At 68.3% G+C, this 17,585-nt stretch carries 13 protein-coding genes; 6 read left to right on the top strand and 7 right to left on the bottom strand.

The features are described from left to right. Positions 1–255 precede the first annotated feature (255 nt). Positions 256–480 carry a hypothetical protein gene (locus tag ACPTTF_RS18010; RefSeq protein WP_166956178.1) on the top strand — a complete coding sequence of 75 codons (225 nt, stop codon included), beginning with the start codon at positions 256–258 and terminating at the stop codon, positions 478–480. A gap of 59 nt (positions 481–539) precedes the next feature. Here ACPTTF_RS18010 and ACPTTF_RS18005 read toward each other — a convergent pair whose 3' ends face one another. Next, complete coding sequence (locus tag ACPTTF_RS18005; RefSeq protein WP_423367613.1) at positions 540–4,346, bottom strand: DUF748 domain-containing protein; 3,807 nt, start codon at positions 4,344–4,346, stop codon at positions 540–542. 148 nt (positions 4,347–4,494) lie between these two features. Next, a complete protein-coding gene (locus ACPTTF_RS18000; RefSeq protein WP_423367612.1) occupies positions 4,495–5,931 on the bottom strand; it encodes a DUF1254 domain-containing protein in 1,437 nt (478 codons plus the stop codon). 320 nt (positions 5,932–6,251) lie between these two features. Here ACPTTF_RS18000 and ACPTTF_RS17995 point away from each other — a divergent pair, with 320 nt between their 5' ends. The 3 genes from ACPTTF_RS17995 (at position 6,252) to ACPTTF_RS17985 (ending at position 10,109) form a co-directional block, all read left to right on the top strand. Continuing rightward, positions 6,252–6,518, top strand: coding sequence for a toxin HicA (locus tag ACPTTF_RS17995; protein ID WP_423367611.1), 267 nt, complete (start codon positions 6,252–6,254; stop codon positions 6,516–6,518). Further along, positions 6,515–6,838 (top strand): type II toxin-antitoxin system HicB family antitoxin, encoded by a 324-nt coding sequence (locus ACPTTF_RS17990; RefSeq protein WP_059699854.1) that lies wholly within the window; start codon positions 6,515–6,517, stop codon positions 6,836–6,838. The genes ACPTTF_RS17995 and ACPTTF_RS17990 overlap by 4 nt, the downstream gene beginning before the upstream one ends. A gap of 184 nt (positions 6,839–7,022) precedes the next feature. Next, positions 7,023–10,109 (top strand): heavy metal translocating P-type ATPase, encoded by a 3,087-nt coding sequence (locus ACPTTF_RS17985; RefSeq protein WP_423367610.1) that lies wholly within the window; start codon positions 7,023–7,025, stop codon positions 10,107–10,109. A 240-nt stretch (positions 10,110–10,349) separates the two neighbouring features. On the opposite strand, the gene ACPTTF_RS17980 is transcribed toward ACPTTF_RS17985, so the two are convergent. The 4 genes from ACPTTF_RS17980 to ACPTTF_RS17965 form a co-directional block, all read right to left on the bottom strand. After that, the gene (locus ACPTTF_RS17980) at positions 10,350–10,829 is read right to left on the bottom strand and encodes a GNAT family N-acetyltransferase (RefSeq protein WP_166956160.1); all 480 of its coding nucleotides are present in this window, start codon (positions 10,827–10,829) and stop codon (positions 10,350–10,352) included. Positions 10,830–10,954: 125 nt separating this feature from the next. After that, positions 10,955–11,110 (bottom strand): hypothetical protein, encoded by a 156-nt coding sequence (locus tag ACPTTF_RS17975; RefSeq protein WP_006481665.1) that lies wholly within the window; start codon positions 11,108–11,110, stop codon positions 10,955–10,957. A 175-nt stretch (positions 11,111–11,285) separates the two neighbouring features. After that, the gene (locus ACPTTF_RS17970) at positions 11,286–13,229 is read right to left on the bottom strand and encodes a hypothetical protein (RefSeq protein WP_423367609.1); all 1,944 of its coding nucleotides are present in this window, start codon (positions 13,227–13,229) and stop codon (positions 11,286–11,288) included. 92 nt (positions 13,230–13,321) lie between these two features. Then, positions 13,322–14,020 (bottom strand): MgtC/SapB family protein, encoded by a 699-nt coding sequence (locus tag ACPTTF_RS17965; protein WP_423367608.1) that lies wholly within the window; start codon positions 14,018–14,020, stop codon positions 13,322–13,324. A 114-nt stretch (positions 14,021–14,134) separates the two neighbouring features. On the opposite strand from ACPTTF_RS17965, the gene ACPTTF_RS17960 reads away from it, so the two are divergent. Continuing rightward, on the top strand, positions 14,135–15,244 hold the full coding sequence (locus tag ACPTTF_RS17960; protein WP_423367607.1) for an AGE family epimerase/isomerase: 1,110 nt from the start codon (positions 14,135–14,137) through the stop codon (positions 15,242–15,244). On the opposite strand, the gene ACPTTF_RS17955 is transcribed toward ACPTTF_RS17960, so the two are convergent. Then, positions 15,217–16,836: a methyl-accepting chemotaxis protein gene (locus tag ACPTTF_RS17955; RefSeq protein ID WP_423367606.1), complete on the bottom strand. Its 1,620-nt coding sequence runs from the start codon at positions 16,834–16,836 to the stop codon at positions 15,217–15,219. The two genes, ACPTTF_RS17960 and ACPTTF_RS17955, sit on opposite strands and share 28 nt — an antisense overlap. A gap of 271 nt (positions 16,837–17,107) precedes the next feature. On the opposite strand from ACPTTF_RS17955, the gene ACPTTF_RS17950 reads away from it, so the two are divergent. Continuing rightward, complete coding sequence (locus tag ACPTTF_RS17950) at positions 17,108–17,551, top strand: PaaI family thioesterase (RefSeq protein WP_034181638.1); 444 nt, start codon at positions 17,108–17,110, stop codon at positions 17,549–17,551. The last annotated feature ends 34 nt before the right edge of the window (positions 17,552–17,585 follow it).

Here is a 17,585-nt window from a genome sequence, read left to right as displayed (position 1 = left end):
TCGCCGGATCGTGGGGCGCTCGGATGAAGCGGGGCTTTCTGTTTTCTGTCAAACGTAACCAATCGCAAGTGACACGAGCCGGTCGCAATGCACGGTGGCCTGGCGCACGTTGCGACGGGCGCGCTCACCTGCGGGCACCGCGCCGGTGCATCGGTCAATTCGTCCGCGGCGTCACCCGCCGCGCGATTTTTTTTCCGGCTTGGCGCGCGACTATTGGCGTGTGATAAAGGGTTTTCCCTGACCCGGAGCACGAGTATGTCGACCCTGGAAGCCCTCCGGTTCGTGCTGGACGATGCACGCACCCCCGAAATCATTCGCCACCACGTCGTCGACGCGTTGCAGTACGCGTTGCGCAACTACGGACAGGTGTTCACGGCGAAGGAACTCGAATGGCTGGCGCAGTGGGACGACGCGCGTCTGCCGCTGGCCGCGAAGAAGGAATTGGGCAAGCGCGAAGAACCGGCGATCGCCGCGCGCTGAAGGAAGCACGCCGCCGCGCCCGAACGGAGGAACGGACGCAGCGGCGGCGGATGGCCTGCTTACTGCAGGCCGAAGTCGACGCGGGTGGTCGCGCCCTTGTCGTCGATGCCCTTCGCATCGAGCTTCGGCGCGACGACGAACACGCGGCTCGAATCGATCTTCCCGTCGAGGTACTGGCGCACGGCCTGCGCGCGCTGCTGCGCGAGCGCACGCAGCGCGTTGTCGTCGGCCGGCGCATGGTCGGCGAGCGCCTTCTTCATGTCGGCATCGGGCAGCGTCTTCTGCAGGCCGATCATGTTGCGCGGCTTCTTGAAGTCGGCGGCCTTGTACGCGCGCGTCAGGTACTTGCTGTACTCGGCCGGCTCGACCTTCACCGACATCGGGTCGATGCTCTCGCCCTGCCCGACCACGTCCTTCAGCTTCTGCTGGCGCACCAGCCGCTCGACGTACGCGTCGCCGAGGCCCGACGTGTCCTTCGCCGGGTCGACGCGGCCGATCAGGTCGAGACGGATCGACGGCTTCTCGGTCAGCATCTTCACGACGGTGTCGAGCTTCTTCTGCTGCGCATCGTCGAGCTGGTACGAGCCCGGCGCGAATTCGACGTAGCCGAGATCCTCGCCGCCGCTGCCGAACGCATGCGCGAGCAGCGAGAACGGCGACGTGACGGCCTTCGCGATCAGGTTCAGCACCGCGCGCCAGATCAGCCCGCCGACACTGAACTCGGGATTCGACAGCGAACCCGACACCGGCAGGTTCACGTCGATCTGGCCGCGCGTGTTCTTCAGCAGCGAAATCGCGAGCTTCACCGGCAGCTTGGTCGCCGTGTCGTTCTCCACCCGGTCGCCGAACGTGAGCTGGTCGATGAAGATGTGGTTGTTCGCCTTCAGCTGGTCGTTCGCGAGCTCGTAGTGCAGGTCGACGTTGAGCTTGCCCTTCGTGATCGGGTAGCCCGCGTACTTCGCCGAATACGGCGTCAGGTTGGTCAGCTCGATGTCGTGTGCGGTCGCGGTGAGGTCGAGCGCCGGCTTCTCGATCAGCGGGTTCACCGAACCCTTGATCGAGATCGGCCCGTTGCCCGCGAGGTTCGCGGCGACGTCGACCGGCGCGGACGTCGTCGAATCCGTGCCGAACGCGCCGACCGTGCCCTTGATCGCGACGAGGTTCGCCGTGTAGTTCGGCTTGATGAAGTTGTCGGTGTACGTAACGCGACCGTTCTGCAGCAGCAACTCGCCGAAGTGCATCCGCACCGGGTTCTGCGGCGGCGTCGCGGCCTTCACGACGACCGTCGCCGATGCGGCGGCCGGCGCGGACGCCTGCTGTGCGGCCTGGGCGGCCTGGGCGGCCTGGGCGGCAGCCGGCGGCGTCATGCCCGGCGACAGCGGCACCGGCTCGCCCTTGCTCGCGTCACGCGTGAGCGACTGTGCGGGACCCGATTGCTTCGCGACCACGTCCTTCAGGTTCAGGCGCCCCTGCGCGTCGAGCAGCACGCGGCCGTAGAAGTTCGAGAACGTCACGCGCGCGGCGTCGACGTCGGTGCCCTTCTCGTCGTAGTTCGCCTTCAGGTTCGTCAACGCAAGCGAGCGCCAGCCCGCGAACGGGTCGGAGGTCGCCTTGTCGAGCATCCGCACGTCGACGAGCGCGACGTCGCCGCGATAGGTCGCGCGCGGCGCGTCCTTCACCTGCGCGAACGTCAGGTTGCCCTGCGCGTTGAGCAGCGCGCTGGCGATCGTCGCGTTCAGCGCGCTGCCGAAGTACGGCTCGAACGCGGCCGCGTCGAGGCGGTTGCCGTTGATCTTCAGGCCGAGCTTCAGCGGCTGTGCGGTCACGTCGCCCGTCACGTTCAGCGAACCCTTGCGGTTCAGCGTCGCCTTCAACTGCACGGGCAGCGGCTTGGTCATGTCGTCGCTGATCTTCTGCACCGACAGGTCCAGCGGCTTGATCGCCAGCTTCACCGGGCGCGGCGTCGACAGGTCGGTGAAGTTCGCGGATGAATCCTTCACGTTCAGCGCATCGATCCGGTAATGCCACGACGGTGCGGCGGCCTCGGCCTTGCGCGCGACCGTGCGCTTCGGCACCGACGCCTGTGCCGGTTCGGCCAGGGCCGCGAGGTCGATCTTGCCGTCCTTCAGGCGCTGCACGTCGAGCGCGAGCCCGCTGACGTCGACGCTCGCGATCTCCGCGATGCGTGTCGCCACGTCGACCTTCGCGATCTTCGCGCTTGCGTCGGGCAGCACGATCGCGGGCGCCTTCGCGTCGGGCGTCGCGATCTTCAGCGATTTCAGGCTGACCGTGCTGTCGGCGACCTGCGCGGCGAGCGGCGTCTTGCCCCAGTCGGCCGTCGCGTTGACGGTGGCGCCGAGCGTGCCGTCGAGCACACGTGCACGCGTGGCCTCGCCGAGGTACGGCTGCAGCGCCGGCAGCGCGAGGGCAGCGACCGTCAGCTTGCTGTCGGCCTGCTTCTCCGCGAGATTGAACGTGCCTTCGGCCGTCACGTCGCCGCCGCGCGACAGCGACGTCGACAGCGTGTATTTCGCGGGCGTCTTGCCCTGCATCGAGAAGCCGTCGAGCGTCGCGGCGAGCTTCGTGAGCGACAGCGCGGTCGGCGTTGCCGGCACGCGATCGTCGACGTTGACCGTGCCGCCGTCGATCGCGAAATGACGGATCGTCAAGTCGAGCGGCGGCGCCTCCTTCGCGTCGGCTTCGACCTTTGCGCCGCTGGCGGTGGCTTCTGCAGCGGCAGAAGCGGCTGCGGCGCCCGACGCCGCCGGCTTGCCCTCGGCGGCGTTCGATGCGGCCGGCGGCTGCGCGGCGAGCTTCTCGACGTTCAGCACGCCCTGCTTGTCGCGCGACAGGTCGACCACCGGCTGGTCGATCCGGATCTCGTCGAAGTGCATCGCGTTGCGCAGCGGCTCGAGGCTGGCCGCCGCGACATGCACGCCGCGCGCGGCGAACAGCGGCGCGGACGCGTGGTCCGTCACCTTCGCGTCGTTCAGGTCGACGGTGCCCGATACGCGCAGCGCGGGCGTCTCGCCGCTCATCACGAAATTGACCTTGAGGTCGCTGCTCAGCAGGCCGCTCGTCACAGCCACCGGCAGCTTCGCCGGCACGTACGAGATCAGCTTCGGCACGTCGAGGCGGTCGAACTTCAGCGCGATCTCCGATTCGCGCGACTGCGCGAACGGCTTGGTCTTGCCGTCGATCGAGATCGGGCTGCCGTCGAAGCGCGCACGCAACTTCGGCTCGACGAAGATGTCGGTCTTCGATGCCAGCGTCGCGATGTACGGAATGCCCAGCGTCCAGTTGTCGACGACGTGCTTTTCGTTCAGCAGACGATCGTCGAAATCGATCCGGCCGTTGTTGACCTGGATGTTCGACACCGAGAACTGCGTCGGCTTGCTTTCGGGCTTGGGCGACGGTGTCGAGAATTTCTCGATCAGGTCGGTGAAATTGAAGCGCTGCGCATCGTAGCGGACGATATGGAAGCGCGGCGAGTCGAGGCGGACTTCATTGACGATCGGCGCGCCGCGGAACAGCGACGACCACGACGGCCGCACGATGAGCTTCGCGATGTCGATGAAGTCGCCCTGCCCGCCTTTGTCGCCGAGATGGATGCCGTCAGCCTCGAGGTTCAGCGTGTAAGGATTCAGCGCGATGCGCTGGATCGTCGCGGGCCGGTCGAGCTGCTGGCTCAACTGCTGTTCTGCGATATGGCGGATCAGCGGCGGCGCCGCGAAGAATCCGAGCAGTCCGAAAAGAACGAGGAAGATCAGCAGGCCGATGCCGATGCGCCGGGTCCGGCGCGAGCGTGCAACGCCACCGAGGGCATGGAGGGTCGAGGATACGGTTTCTTTGTCTGCGCTTGCCATGCTTGAATGCCTCGGGAATGGATGCCGGGCCGCACCGGAGAACCGGGCGGCCACGCACGCTATCCCGAAAGTATAGGCTCAGGAGGTGACGGTACGGGATTCGGGCGCCGTCGCGCCCGCCGGTCGGACAACGCCGCCGGTCATCCGTTCATTTCCGGACGACGACGGGCGGCATCCACGACCCGTCGCTCGCCTGCGGCTTCGGTGCGTACAGGCGCAACGCGAGTGCGAAATCGGCGCGCGGCGCCGGCAGCCAGTTGCCCGCATGCGCGCCGCCCGGCGACGCCGATACGACAACGTCGATCGAGCCGTCGTGGTTGCGGCGCAGGCGGTCGCGATCGCCGAACGAGCGGCGCGCCGACCCGACGTCAGGCAGCGCGCCGTTCGTCGTATAGGGCGTAAGCGTCCAGAACGCGCGAACCGGCGGCAGCGCGCCCGGCGCGAAATGCAGCACATAGCGGTTCGCACCGTTCAGCGGATGGCCGTCGCTGTCGACACGCACGACCGCGAGCGTTTCGTCGTCGCGCGTCGCGGTGCCGAATTGCGTGTAGGCCGCGTACGCACGCAGCGTGTAGTCCTGACCGTACTTGCCGGCCGTATCGCCGATCCAGCTCCACCCGTTCGCGTTCAGCAGGTTCGAAGGCGGTGTCGCGAGGCGCGCGCGCGCCTCGGCGACGCCGGCCGTCGCGGCCGCGAGGCGGTCGCCCGTCCACAGCACCGGATAGCCGGCCGACACGCCGATGTCGCCGAGCAACGCCTGCGCGTGCGCGTCGTCGGCCGGCGCCGGGTTGTCCTGCAGCGCCTGCGCGAAGCGCGCGAAGAACGCCTTCGGGTCGAGTGCGGCCACCTGCTCGGCCGGCGTGCCGCCGCTTACCGCCTCGGACGGCGCGCTGCCCGCATGGACCGCGACCGACGCGCCGCGCGCCGCGCCCGTGTAGACGGACAGCGGCACCACGCGGATCGCGCGCTGCAGTTTCTTCACGTTCGTCAGGTCGCGCCCGCCGCTCGTCTGCAGCCGGACTTCGAGCCACGCGTTGGCCGACGGGACATCGATCCGGACCGCGCCCTTCGGCAGCGTGCCCTGCCAGTCCTTCGCGACGAAGGCAATCGTTTGCGATCGCGCGCCGCCGCGGGCGCCGCGTGCGGCCACGCTCGACGACGACCACAGCACGTTCGTCCACATGTCGAGCGCACGTGCGTCCCAATAGCGGCCGCGCGTGTCGGGCAACGTGACGATCACGGGTTCGGTGGCGACGTCGAGCCAGCCGGTCGAGTCGAGCGTGTCGACGCCCGGCAGCGGCGGATTGACCGCGCCGACGGGCGGCAGCGCCTGCGCGTGGCGCAGCGTGTTGAGCGGCGCCTGCCCCGGTTGCGCGCCGTCGCCGCCCGTCGCCGCTTCCTTCGCGACGTCCATCAGCACGAGCGGATACGCGTATACATAGGAGTCGGCGACTTCCGCGCGCATCCAGCCGGTTTTCCGCTGGATGGCATCCGGTTGCGACGCGCACCCCGCAAGCAACGCCGCCATGGCCAGCGACGCGCACGCGCGCCGCAGAGAAACTGATTCCTGCTGGTTTTCAATCATCGATTACTGGCCGAATATCGTTCTTTTCAGTCAACGCCTTGTTCGACTCGCGAATGGCGAAATCAAGGCACCCCAGCCTGCCCGGATAACCGTTTTGCTACGGTCCATAACGGCGGGCGCTGATGTCAGGCCGGTATCATAGCGCCTACGGGCATCCCCTAATATGCCGAATAGCCGACCGAACGGTAGTGAATTGTCGACAGATTCGAAATAGTTCTGGCGATTCGCAACAAAACCAGAGATGCCCGGGCGACACACGCTCAAGCCGAAACAATCTCGAACGCAGGGGCCGGTTGGTCGATTGACGAATGGTGTCACTAATGACACCATTCGATATGGCTAGCGTATGGAAGGTCCTCGAACTCATGAGGCGCGAGCCCGCGAACGTGCGATTCAACGACCTGTACAAGGTATGCGAGATGCATTTCGGAGCGGCCCGCCAATCCGGTTCGAGCCATGCCATTTTCAAGACACCGTGGCAAGGCGATCCTCGCGTGAATATCCAGAATGATCGCGGGAAAGCAAAGGCCTATCAGGTGCGACAGGTTCTCGACGCGATCGATCGACTGAAGGAACAGAAATCATGACTCAAGACCACTTTACGTACCGCGTAACGTGGTCCCCGGAGGACGGGGAGCACGTTGGCCTGTGCGCGGAGTTCCCGTCTCTTTCGTGGCTCGACGCAACGCCGGAAGGTGCGCTGGCCGGTATTCGCCGGCTCGTCGCCGATGTCATTCGCGACATGACCGCAAACGGAGAAAAGGTGCCCGAGCCGATCGCCGACCGCACCTACAGCGGTGAATTCAAGGTTCGCATCCCGCCGCAGGCACACCGCGCGCTGGTGATCCAGGCCGCCGAGCAGGGCGTCAGCCTGAATCGTCTCGCGAGCGCGAAGCTCTGCGCCTGATCGCGCGGTCGAGCGCAACGGCACGACCCGCCCGGATGTCGGTCTGACATCCGGGCGATTGTTTTTTCCGCGTTGTGACAACCTGTGTGTATCGGCATGCGCTGCCACCGCTTGACCTTCCCATTATGGGAATGTTGATACTGGATCCATTCGCGGCATGAGCCGCGCATTCAGGGAATCCGACATGACTGAATCACTTGCCTCCGCAGCGCTGCACACGATCGAGCTGAGCGTCGACGGCATGCATTGCGGCGGCTGCACAGGCCGTGTGCAACGGGCGCTGGCCGCGGTGCCGGGCGTCGTCGACGCCGCGGTCGACCTCGACGCGCACGCGGCGACGGTGACGGCGCAGGAAGCGGTCGACGCCGCACAACTCGTCGAGGCGGTCGGCGCAGCCGGCTACCGCGCCGCCGTGCGCGCACCGGTGCTCGAAGTCGCCGCGGCCGCGCATGCGCATCCTGCCGAAGCGTCGCCCGCGCCGATGGCCGCAGCCGCTTCGACTGCCGGCCACCCGCTTCCAGCCAACAGCACCGTCGAACTCGATATCGACGGGATGACCTGCGCGTCCTGTGTGTCGCGCGTCGAGAAAGCGCTGGCAAAGGTGCCGGGCGTCACCCGCGCGTCGGTCAATCTCGCGACCGAACGGGCTACCGTCGATGTCACGGCCGGCGTTTCCGCCACCCAACTGGTGGAAACCGTGAAACAGGCCGGCTATGGCGCGACGCCGACCGTAACGGATGCAGGCTTCACCGCGTTCGCACCTTCCTCGCCTGCCGCGCCCGCCAGCATCGAACTCGACATCGACGGCATGACCTGCGCGTCGTGCGTGTCGCGCGTCGAGAAGGCGCTGGCGAAGGTGCCAGGCGTCACGCGCGCGTCGGTCAATCTCGCGACCGAACGGGCTACCGTGGACGCCGCGCCTGACGTTACCGCCGCCCGGCTCGCCGAAGCCGTGAAACAAGCGGGCTACGGCGCGACGCCGGTTGCGGGCGCGACGATCCAGCCGGCAGCGTCCACCGCCCCCGCCGATCTCGAATTCGACATCGACGGCATGACCTGCGCGTCCTGCGTCGGCCGCGTCGAAAAGGCGCTGGCCGCCGTGCCGGGCGTCGCGCGCGTTTCCGTCAACCTCGCGACCGAGCGCGCATCGGTGCACGGCGCAGGCGCCCTCGACGCCGCCACGCTGATCGCGGCCGTCACCACCGCCGGCTACCGCGCGTCGCTCGCCGCCGCGTCGTCAGCCGGCACCACGGGCGGCGCTGACGCGCAACCGGCCAGCGCCGCGCAGGATCCCGAGACGCGCAAGCGCCTCGAAGCGATTCGCGAACGCGATCTGGTGATCTGGTCTGCGGTGCTGAGCGCGCCGCTTGTCGCGCCGATGCTCGTCGAGCCGTTCGGCATCCACCTGATGCCGAACGGCTGGCAACAGCTCGTGCTCGCATCGATCGTCCAGTTCGGCTTCGGCGCGCGCTTCTATCGCGCGGCCTGGCATGCGGTGAAGGCGCGCACCGGCAACATGGACCTGCTCGTCGCGCTCGGCACGTCGGCCGCGTACGGGCTGAGCCTGTGGATGCTGCTGCGCAACCCCACCGATCCCGGCCACCTGTATTTCGAGGCGTCGGCCGTCATCGTCACGCTGGTGCGCTTCGGCAAGTGGCTCGAATCGCGCGCGAAACGCCAGACCACCGACGCGATCCGCGCGCTGAACGCGTTGCGTCCCGACCGGGCCCGCGTCGTCGAGCACGGCGTCGAGCGCGACGTGCCGCTGGCGCAGGTGCGCGTCGGCACCCGCGTCGGCATCCGTCCCGGCGAGCGCGTGCCCGTCGACGGCCGGATCGTGTCGGGCCGCTCGCACATCGACGAATCGCTGATCACCGGCGAGAGCCTGCCGGTGCCGAAGGACGACGGCGACCCCGTCACGGCCGGCTCGATCAACGGCGAAGGCGCGCTCGTCGTCGAAACCACCGCGATCGGCGCGGAGACGACGCTGGCGCGCATCATCCGCCTCGTCGAATCCGCGCAGGCCGAGAAGGCGCCGATCCAGCGGCTCGTCGATCGCGTGAGCGAGGTGTTCGTGCCGGCCATCCTCGGCATCGCCGTGCTGACGCTGGTCGGCTGGCTGATCGCCGGCGCCGGGACGGAAACCGCGATCCTCAACGCGGTCGCGGTGCTCGTCATCGCATGCCCGTGCGCGCTCGGCCTCGCGACGCCCGCCGCGATCATGGCCGGCACGGGCGTCGCGGCCCGGCACGGCGTACTGATCAAGGATGCGCAGGCGCTCGAACTCGCGCAGCGCACCACCGTGATCGCGTTCGACAAGACCGGCACGCTGACCGAAGGCAAGCCGTCCGTGACGGCGTTCGAAGCCGTCGGCGTGCCGCATGACGAAGCGCTCGCGCTCGCGGCGGGGGTGCAGCGCCAGAGCGACCATCCGCTCGCGCGCGCCGTGGTCGCGGCGCACGACGCCGACGTTGCCGCGCGCGGCAGTGCGGTGCCGTCAGCAGTCGCGGCCGATGCGCGCGCGGTGGCCGGACGCGGCGTGGAGGCGCGCGTTGGCGGGCAGTTGCTTGCGCTTGGCAGCACACGCTGGCGCGACGAGCTCGGCATCGCGGTACCGCCCGCGCTCGACGCCCGCGCGGCGGAGCTCGAACGCGCGGGCAACACGATCTCGTGGCTGATGCGCGCCGATGCGCCGCGCACGTTGCTCGCGCTGATCGCCTTCGGCGACACCGTGAAGCCGGGCGCCCGCGACGCGATCGCGGCACTGTCGGCGCGCGGCATCGCGAGCGTGCTCGTGACAGGCGACAACCGCGGCAGCGCGGCGGCCGTCGCGGCGTCGCTCGGCATCGGCGAGGTGCATGCGCAGGTGCTGCCCGACGACAAGGCGCGTGTCGTCGCCGAGCTGAAGCGCACGCACGGCGGGATCGTCGCGATGGTCGGCGATGGCATCAACGATGCGCCCGCGCTTGCCGCGGCCGACGTCGGCATCGCGATGGCGACCGGCACGGACGTCGCGATGCACACGGCCGGCATCACGCTGATGCGGGGCGACCCGGCGCTCGTCGCCGACGCGATCGACATCTCCAGACGCACGTACCGGAAGATCCAGCAGAACCTGTTCTGGGCGTTCGTCTACAACCTGGTCGGCGTGCCCCTCGCGGCGCTCGGATTGCTGAACCCGGTGATCGCGGGCGCGGCGATGGCGTTTTCCAGCGTCAGCGTCGTGACCAACGCGTTGCTGCTGCGGAGATGGAAAGGACGCGCGCACTGAGGGGTGTGGGCGGCGCGCGCAGGGCGGCCGAATGGTCGGATGGCGATTCGGCTGTCGGTGTTTGACGGTCGATGCTGGGTGCTGGGTGCTGGGTGCTGGGTGCTGGGTGCTCGGTGCTCGGTGCTCGGTGCTCGGTGCTCGGTGCTCGGCGAGCAGGGAGGATCGGGAGCGTGGCTGGTGCAGGTCGTCGGCGGCGGACCCGGTTGACCGCAAGTGACAGCCGAGCGCCGGCCAGCTGATTCAGTCTTGAATAACCGGCTTGATCAAGGTCGTCGTGATCGGCGCGAAACCGCACGCACGATACAGCGCGCGGGCCGCAGCGTTGTGATTGAACACCGACAGCCCGATCTCGGTGACGCCGTACCGGCGCGCCTCGGCATCGAGCGCTTCGAGCGTGCGCGTGGCCCAGCCCTGACGGCGCCGGGATGGATCAATGTCGAGATCGTAGATGAACAGCGTGCGGTTCGGCCCTTCGGGCACGATCGCGTACCAGAGGTCACCCACCGCGTCGCCGGTGGCGCCGTCGACGAGCACGACGAGGATCTGGCCGGAGGTACGCAAGCCGTCCGGCAGCAGCGTGTCGAAACAGGCGCGCGCACGGCTGGCCGCGTCTTCGACAGCATTTTGTCCGGATGAGACGAGATCGCGCGCGTAGCCGTCGATGGCTCGCGTGCGGTACGCGTGGAATTCGCTGGCCGTCATCGGCCGCATCTGCAGCATGGTCCGGTCACCGTGAACGGATTCGGACTTCCAGTGTAGCGGGACGGTCGCGCCGGCGCGCGATGCGGCGGCGGAAAACGGGCGGGCCGGTACTGCGGGCGCCGCGCTGAAAGCGAATCAGCGAATCAGCGACGATACAGGACGATCGGCACGAGGTGCGCACGGCGCACGCGCTCGGCTTCGGCACGACGCGCAGCGTACGAGTATTCGGCGTCAAGCGGCAGGTGGGGCGACACGAACAGGTCGTCGATCTTTTGCAGCAGGGCGAGGATGAAGCTCATGTGAGACTCCTGACAGATGTATCTAGGGTTTTCCCTTAAACGGACTCCATTCTAAGGGTTTTCCCTGAATTCTGCCAGCGCACCGCATCAGTTTGCCGCATGCGCGCGACGACCGATCGCCGATGCAGAACGGCGATCCCCGCTGCGTCGGGCTCCCAGGATAGGGTCGAATCGATTAACGCGTGCGGCGGGGGCGCTTCGCGACGGCCGCCTCGCGATTCGCGTTGCGCTGAAGCCGGTCGACTTGCGACAGAAGCGCCTCGTGATGCTCCTCGAGCGTCATCAGCGTTGCCTGCTGCGTCGACAGATCGGCTGCAAGGCGATCGATCCGCTGCTGCTTCGCCGCCACGTCCTGCTTCAGGTGCGCGATCTGCCGCGTCTGCAGCACCAGCGCGACGAGCGCGGCCAGCACGACGACGGCCAACGCCAGCAGCAGGCGGTTGACGCGGCGCATCTCGCGATCGGCCGCGCCCGTCAGGCCGTCCACGTCGCCCTGCAGCGCGGCGAGCCGGTCGGTCAGCGGGCGCAGGTGCGTATCCGGATCGAAGGCCGGCGCAGCCGGTTGCGCGCGCTCCGCCGACGGCTTCGTGACAAAGGTTGCAGCGGAAGTCACTGGCTGCGTGACAGGGGATACGGTGGCGTCGGCCCGCGGCGCGACGTCTGGGGCCTTCGCGAGGTTCGCCGTGTTCGCCGTGTTCGCCGTGTTCGCCGTGTTCGCCGGGTTCGCCGGGTTCGCCGGGTTCGCCGGGTTCGCGGCGATTGACGGCTTGGCCGGCTGCGCCGACGTCTGCGGCTCGACCGTCGACACCGCGTCCGGTGCCGGACTCGGCCCGGCCGGCTCTGGCGCCGTGTCGACGCTCGTCACGACCGGCGCAGATTGCTCCGGTGTCGCGCCGCTTGCCCCGGCAGCCGCCCGGCGTTTGCCGCCCGACGACGCACGACGCTCCTTCACGGCGTCGCCGGAGGATCGCCCTTCGCGGGATTTGACGACGGCGGCGACACCCACCTTCTCGACTTCACCGCCAGTCGCTTGCGTTTCGGTCACCTTCGCCGCTGCACCATCGGCCGCTTGCAGCTTGGTCGCCACCAACGTGACCGCGTCGACCGCAGGCACATCGGCGGCCTTCGCTGCGACGCCACCGGCCACGGGAATATCGCCCGCCTTCGTTGCAACGCCATCGGCCACGGGAATATCGCCCACCTTCGTTGCAACGCCATCGGCCGGCGGAATGTCGACCGCCCTCGTTGCAATACCACCGGCCACGGGAATATCGCCCGCCTTCGCTGCAACACCATCGGCCACGGGAATATCGCCCGCCTTCGCTGCGACGCCATCGGCCACGGGAATATCGCCCGCCTTCGCTGCGACGCCACCGGCCACGGGAATATCGCCCGCCTTCGTTGCAACGCCATCGACCGGCGGAATATCGACCGCCCTCGTTGCAATACCACCGGCCACGGGAATATCGACCGCCTTCGCTGCAACGCCATCGGCCAGGGGAATATCGACCGTCTTCGCTGCAATACCACCGGCCACGGGAATATCGCCCGCCTTCGCTGCAACACCATCGGCCACGGGAATATCGACCACCTTCGCTGCAACACCATCGGCCACGGGAACATCAACCGCCTTCGCTGCAATACCACCGGCCGGCGGGACATCAACCGTCTTCGTTGCAATACCACCGGCCGGCGGAACATCAACCGCCTTCATCGCAACAGCACCAGAGGCTGGCACGACGTCGACGACTGCAACCTCCCCACCTTCCACGGCTTCCGCCTGTCCCGCCGCGGCCGCCCTCTCCGGCGCGCCGAACCCGACCAGCGGAGCCTGCCGCCCGGAGGCCACATCGTCCGCGATATCGACCGCTGCATCGGCCTGCGCACCCGTTTCGTCGCGCGCCGCAACCGGCGCGCGCTCGCCCGGCTCGAACACCGGATCGCCGAACAGGTCGAGCGTTCGCTCGTCCCGCGACGCGTCGCCGGCCGGCGCACTGCCGGACCGCGCCGTCGCCCTCGCGGACGTACTCCCCGCGGCAGCAGCCGAGCGCTGACGGGAACGGGCCGACGAACGATTGGAACGGGAACGGGAGCGAGGCGAGGAAACGGATTCGGTCATGGAGATCGGATAGCGGGGCCCGCGAACACGGAACCGGATGTCGAACGGAATCGGTGGTCGGCCATTGTCGCATGCCCCGTTGCCGATTCAGCCTATTCGTCGCCCGACAGCCCGTTGCCCTCTTCAAAGCGCGTCACGCCCTTCAGCACGCGCAGCTTGTCGCAGATCGCCCGGTATTCGAGTTCCGACACCCGCGCGAGCGCGATGCGCACCTCGTCGTGCTCGCCCGTGTCGTCGGCACGCTGCACAATGAACTGCTTCACGCGCGCGCTGTCGGGGCCGAGCGCCGCATGCAGCGAATCGAAGTTCAGCGTGCCGCTCACGACCGTCAACGCGAGCTGGCGGCGCTGCCGCACCGTGAAATAGCGGCGCTCGAGCGGTTTGATGCCGGCCAGGATGATCAGGATGATGATCGTCGCCGAAATCGACGCGACGTAGAGCCCGCCGCCCACCGCGAGGCCGATCGCGGCGACCGACCACAGGCTCGCGGCAGTCGTCAGCCCGCGCACGATCTCGCCGCGCAGCAGGATCGAGCCCGCGCCGAGGAAGCCGATGCCCGACACGACCTGCGCGGCGATCCGCGACGGATCGAGCACGATGTGCTCGCTGCTGCCGAGGACATCGGCAAACCCGAACGCCGATACGATCATGATCAGCGTCGAACCGACACAGACGAGCATGTGCGTGCGCAGGCCGGCCGCCCACGACAGACGCTCGCGCTCGAAGCCGATGACGCTGCCGAGCGCCGCCGCGAGAACGAGCCGCATCACGAGTTCCAGGTTGCTCAGCATGCGATTTATCTCCTTTTTTGGTGCCGGCCGCGCGGAATGTTTTATCCTTGGCCCCGGCCGCGCCGATCCTCCGGGCCGCGCCGACACGTTTCGAACCCAGCGCTCAACCCCGTCATGTCCGTTTCCGACTCCGCTTCCGCCCAGGCCGCCCAGCTGCGCCACCATTTCGCGCACGTCGTCTTGCCGATCTGGCGGGGTTCAGGGTTCGACCAGACATTGCAGTTGCCGTTCGAAGCCGTCGATCCGGCCACCCACGCGCCGCTGCCCGTGACCCGTTATCGCGCAATGGCCTGCGCACGGCAACTGTTCGTGTTCGCGCAGGCCGGCGACACCGCGCACGCGGCCACGCTGTTCGACGCGCTGGACCGGCGCTTTCGCGACACGCGCCACGGCGGCTGGATCTACAGCGTCGACGCGCAGGGCGCGCCGCTCGATACGAGCAAGGATCTCTATACGCACGCATTCATCGTGTTCGCGTGCGCCGCGTGGTATGCGGCGTCGGGCGACGCCGCCGCGCGCAAGGCGGCCGAGGAGACCGCCGCGCTCATCCGGGACCGTTTCGCGCCGCGCCCCGGCGACGCGCTGCTCGATGCGGCGCGCCATGCCGATTTCTCGTCATCCGGCAGCGGGGCGCTGCAGAATCCGTTGATGCACCTGACCGAAGCGTGGCTCGCGGCTGCCGATGCATTCGGCGATGCGGCGTTCGACGATGCGCTCGCGCACACCGCGCAGGCCGTCGAGCGCACGTTCGTCGACGCGGCGACCGGCTGCGTGGCCGAGTTGCCGCTCGGCTCGGCAGACAACCGTTTCGAGCCCGGCCATCAGTTCGAGTGGTTCTATCTGGTCGATGCGGCCGGCGCGCGGCTCGCGCAGACCGGGCTTCCCGCCGCGCTGGCACGCGCGTTTGCGTTTGCGGAGCAATACGGCGTGGATCCGCAGACAGGCGGCGTCTGCGCGGCGCTCGACGCGCAAGGCGCGTGCGTCGACGGCACGCAACGGATCTGGGCGCAGACCGAATACCTGCGCGCGCTCGCGACGCACGGCGGCACGCCGGCCTCCGCGCCGCTCGCGCGGCAGATCGAACGCTTCGCCGCGCGCTTCCTGCATCCGCGCGGCTGGTTCGAGTGCAAGACGGCTGACGGGCAGGTGTCGCGCGCCGACATGCCGTCGACGACGCCCTACCACCTCGCGACCGCCTACGCGGCGCTGCCGGCCGGTTCGTAACCCGTCCCGGCGAACGACGGCGCCGCACGCTCGCCGCGTGCGGCACGTCCGTCGCCCAGTTCGAACACCGACACCGCCTGCATCAGGTGCGCGGTCTGGTCGTTCAGCGACGCGGCCGCCGCCGCGACCTCCTCCACCAGCGCCGCGTTCTGCTGCGTGAGCTGATCCATCTGCGTGACGGCCTGGTTCACCTGCTCGATCCCGACGCTCTGCTCGACCGACGCCGCGGTGATCTCCGACATTGTCTGCACGACGCGCGTGATCGACGACGACACCTTCCGCATCGCGTCGCCGGCGCGCTCGACGAGCTCCGCGCCGCCGTTGATCTGTGCGACCGAATCCTCGATCAGCGCCTTGATCTCCTTCGCCGATTGCGCGCTGCGCTGCGCGAGCGAGCGCACTTCGCCCGCGACCACCGCGAAGCCGCGCCCCTGTTCGCCGGCCCGCGCCGCCTCGACGGCCGCGTTCAGCGCAAGGATGTTGGTCTGGAACGCGATGCCGTCGATCACCGAGATGATCTCCGCGATCCGCCCCGAGCTCTGCGCGATGCCGCGCATCCGGTCGATCACGCTGTCGACCACGCCGCCGCCGTGGCTCGTCGCCTCGAGCGCCGCGTCGGCCAGCGCGCTCGCCGCGCGCGCGCTGTCGGTGTTCTGCCGGACGGTTGCCGTCAGTTCCTCCATGCTCGCGGCCGTTTCCTCGAGCGACGCGGCCTGGGTGCCGGTACGTGCCGACAGGTCGGCGTTGCCGCCCGCGATCTCGCCCGCGCCGAGGTGGATCGCATCGGACGCGTGGCGCACCGTGCGCACGGTGCCCGCGATGCTCGTCTGCATCGTGGCGAGGCCGCGCAGCATCCGGTCGATCTCGAACACGCCGCCTGCCCGCACGACTTCATCGAGCCGGCCCTGCGCGATCCGCTCGAAATGGCGGCCGGCTTCTTCCAGCGGCGCGACGACCGCGCGCCGTGCGGCCGCGTAGATCGCCGCGCTCGCCACGAGCATCGCCACCAGCAGCACGATGCCGACCGACTTGAACCAGAGCATGCCGCCGTCGATCGTGTCGAGCGCCGTGCGGCTCGATGCGCCGCCATAGTCGGTGAAACGGTGCAGCTCGGCGATATAGGCGTCCTGGATGCTCTGCGTCGGCTGGTCGAGGAAGGCCTGAATGTTGTCGGCGTCGAGGAACTGCACGAGTTCGCCCAGCGCGCCGCGCAGCGCGCGATAGCGCTCGGTGAGCGCCACGACGCGCGCGCGGTTGGTTTCGTCGACCGGCTGCGCGGCCGTCAGCGCGGCGAATGCCTTGTCGGCTTCCGCGAGCGAAGCGCCGGCATGGCGGATGATGTCGTCCGGCTTCGGGCCGCCGCGCACCATCCGTGTGCCGGCGCGCGACAGGTTGATGCGCGCGTCGAGCAGCTGCTGGGTTGCCTGGCTCGCCGCACCGACCTGCGTGATCGCGACGTTCGACAGATCGTCGACGCCGCCGCGCGTCGACGTGAGCGCCCAGAAGCCGAGCGCCTCGATCGCGAACAGGAAGAGACAAAACACGGTCAACACGCCGAGCAGACCCGACGCGAGCTTGATTTTTCCGAACATGGGGGAGATTCCTGGAAAGCGGACGATGAGGCAATGCCCCGGCATTAGCGGCATTTCTTCGTCGGACTTTAGGAACAGAAGGCGGCAAAGTTCGCGTTGCCCGCGCATTCCCGCGGAATCGCCCGCAAACCGGGAGATCTTCGGTATTCGACGCAATAATCGCGTCGCATCGGGCCGGAATTCGCAGGAAACGCGGACGAATTTCCTTGCTTATCCGCAGCCCCCTTCCTAGAGTTCAGCGCAAGCGGGCACTCATTTCGAAGGAAGTTCGATGACCGACATCACGGATCACGCGCGCGGCGCATTGCGTGCGCAACCGTTCAGCATGCTGCTGGGCACGGAGTTGATGCATATCGGCGACAACGAAGTGTCGCTGTGCCTGCACGTGCGCGACGAACTGCGGCAGCAGCACGGTTTCGTGCACGGCGGTGTCATCAGCTATCTCGCCGACAACGCGCTGACGTTCGCCGGCGCGCTCGTGCTCGGCCCGCGCGTGATCACGGCGGAATACAAGATCAACTACCTGCGGCCGGCCGTGAACGGCACGCTCGTCGCGCGTGCGAAGCTCGTGTATGCGGGCCGGCACCAGGCAACCTGCCAGTGTCATGTGTTCGTCATCGACGGCGATCACGAGCGGCTCGTTGCGATCGCACAAGGCACGATCAACCGCGTCGGTGACGGCAAGATGCCGGATACGCCGGAAGAGACGGCCTGAACGGCCGGCACGCTATTTCCGGCGGTCTGGCGAC

Source organism: Burkholderia crassaminum (assembly GCF_964265005.1).
GTDB lineage: Bacteria > Pseudomonadota > Gammaproteobacteria > Burkholderiales > Burkholderiaceae > Burkholderia.
Note: the sequence above shows the minus strand (reverse complement) of the source record. Positions and strands in the feature narration are given on the sequence as shown.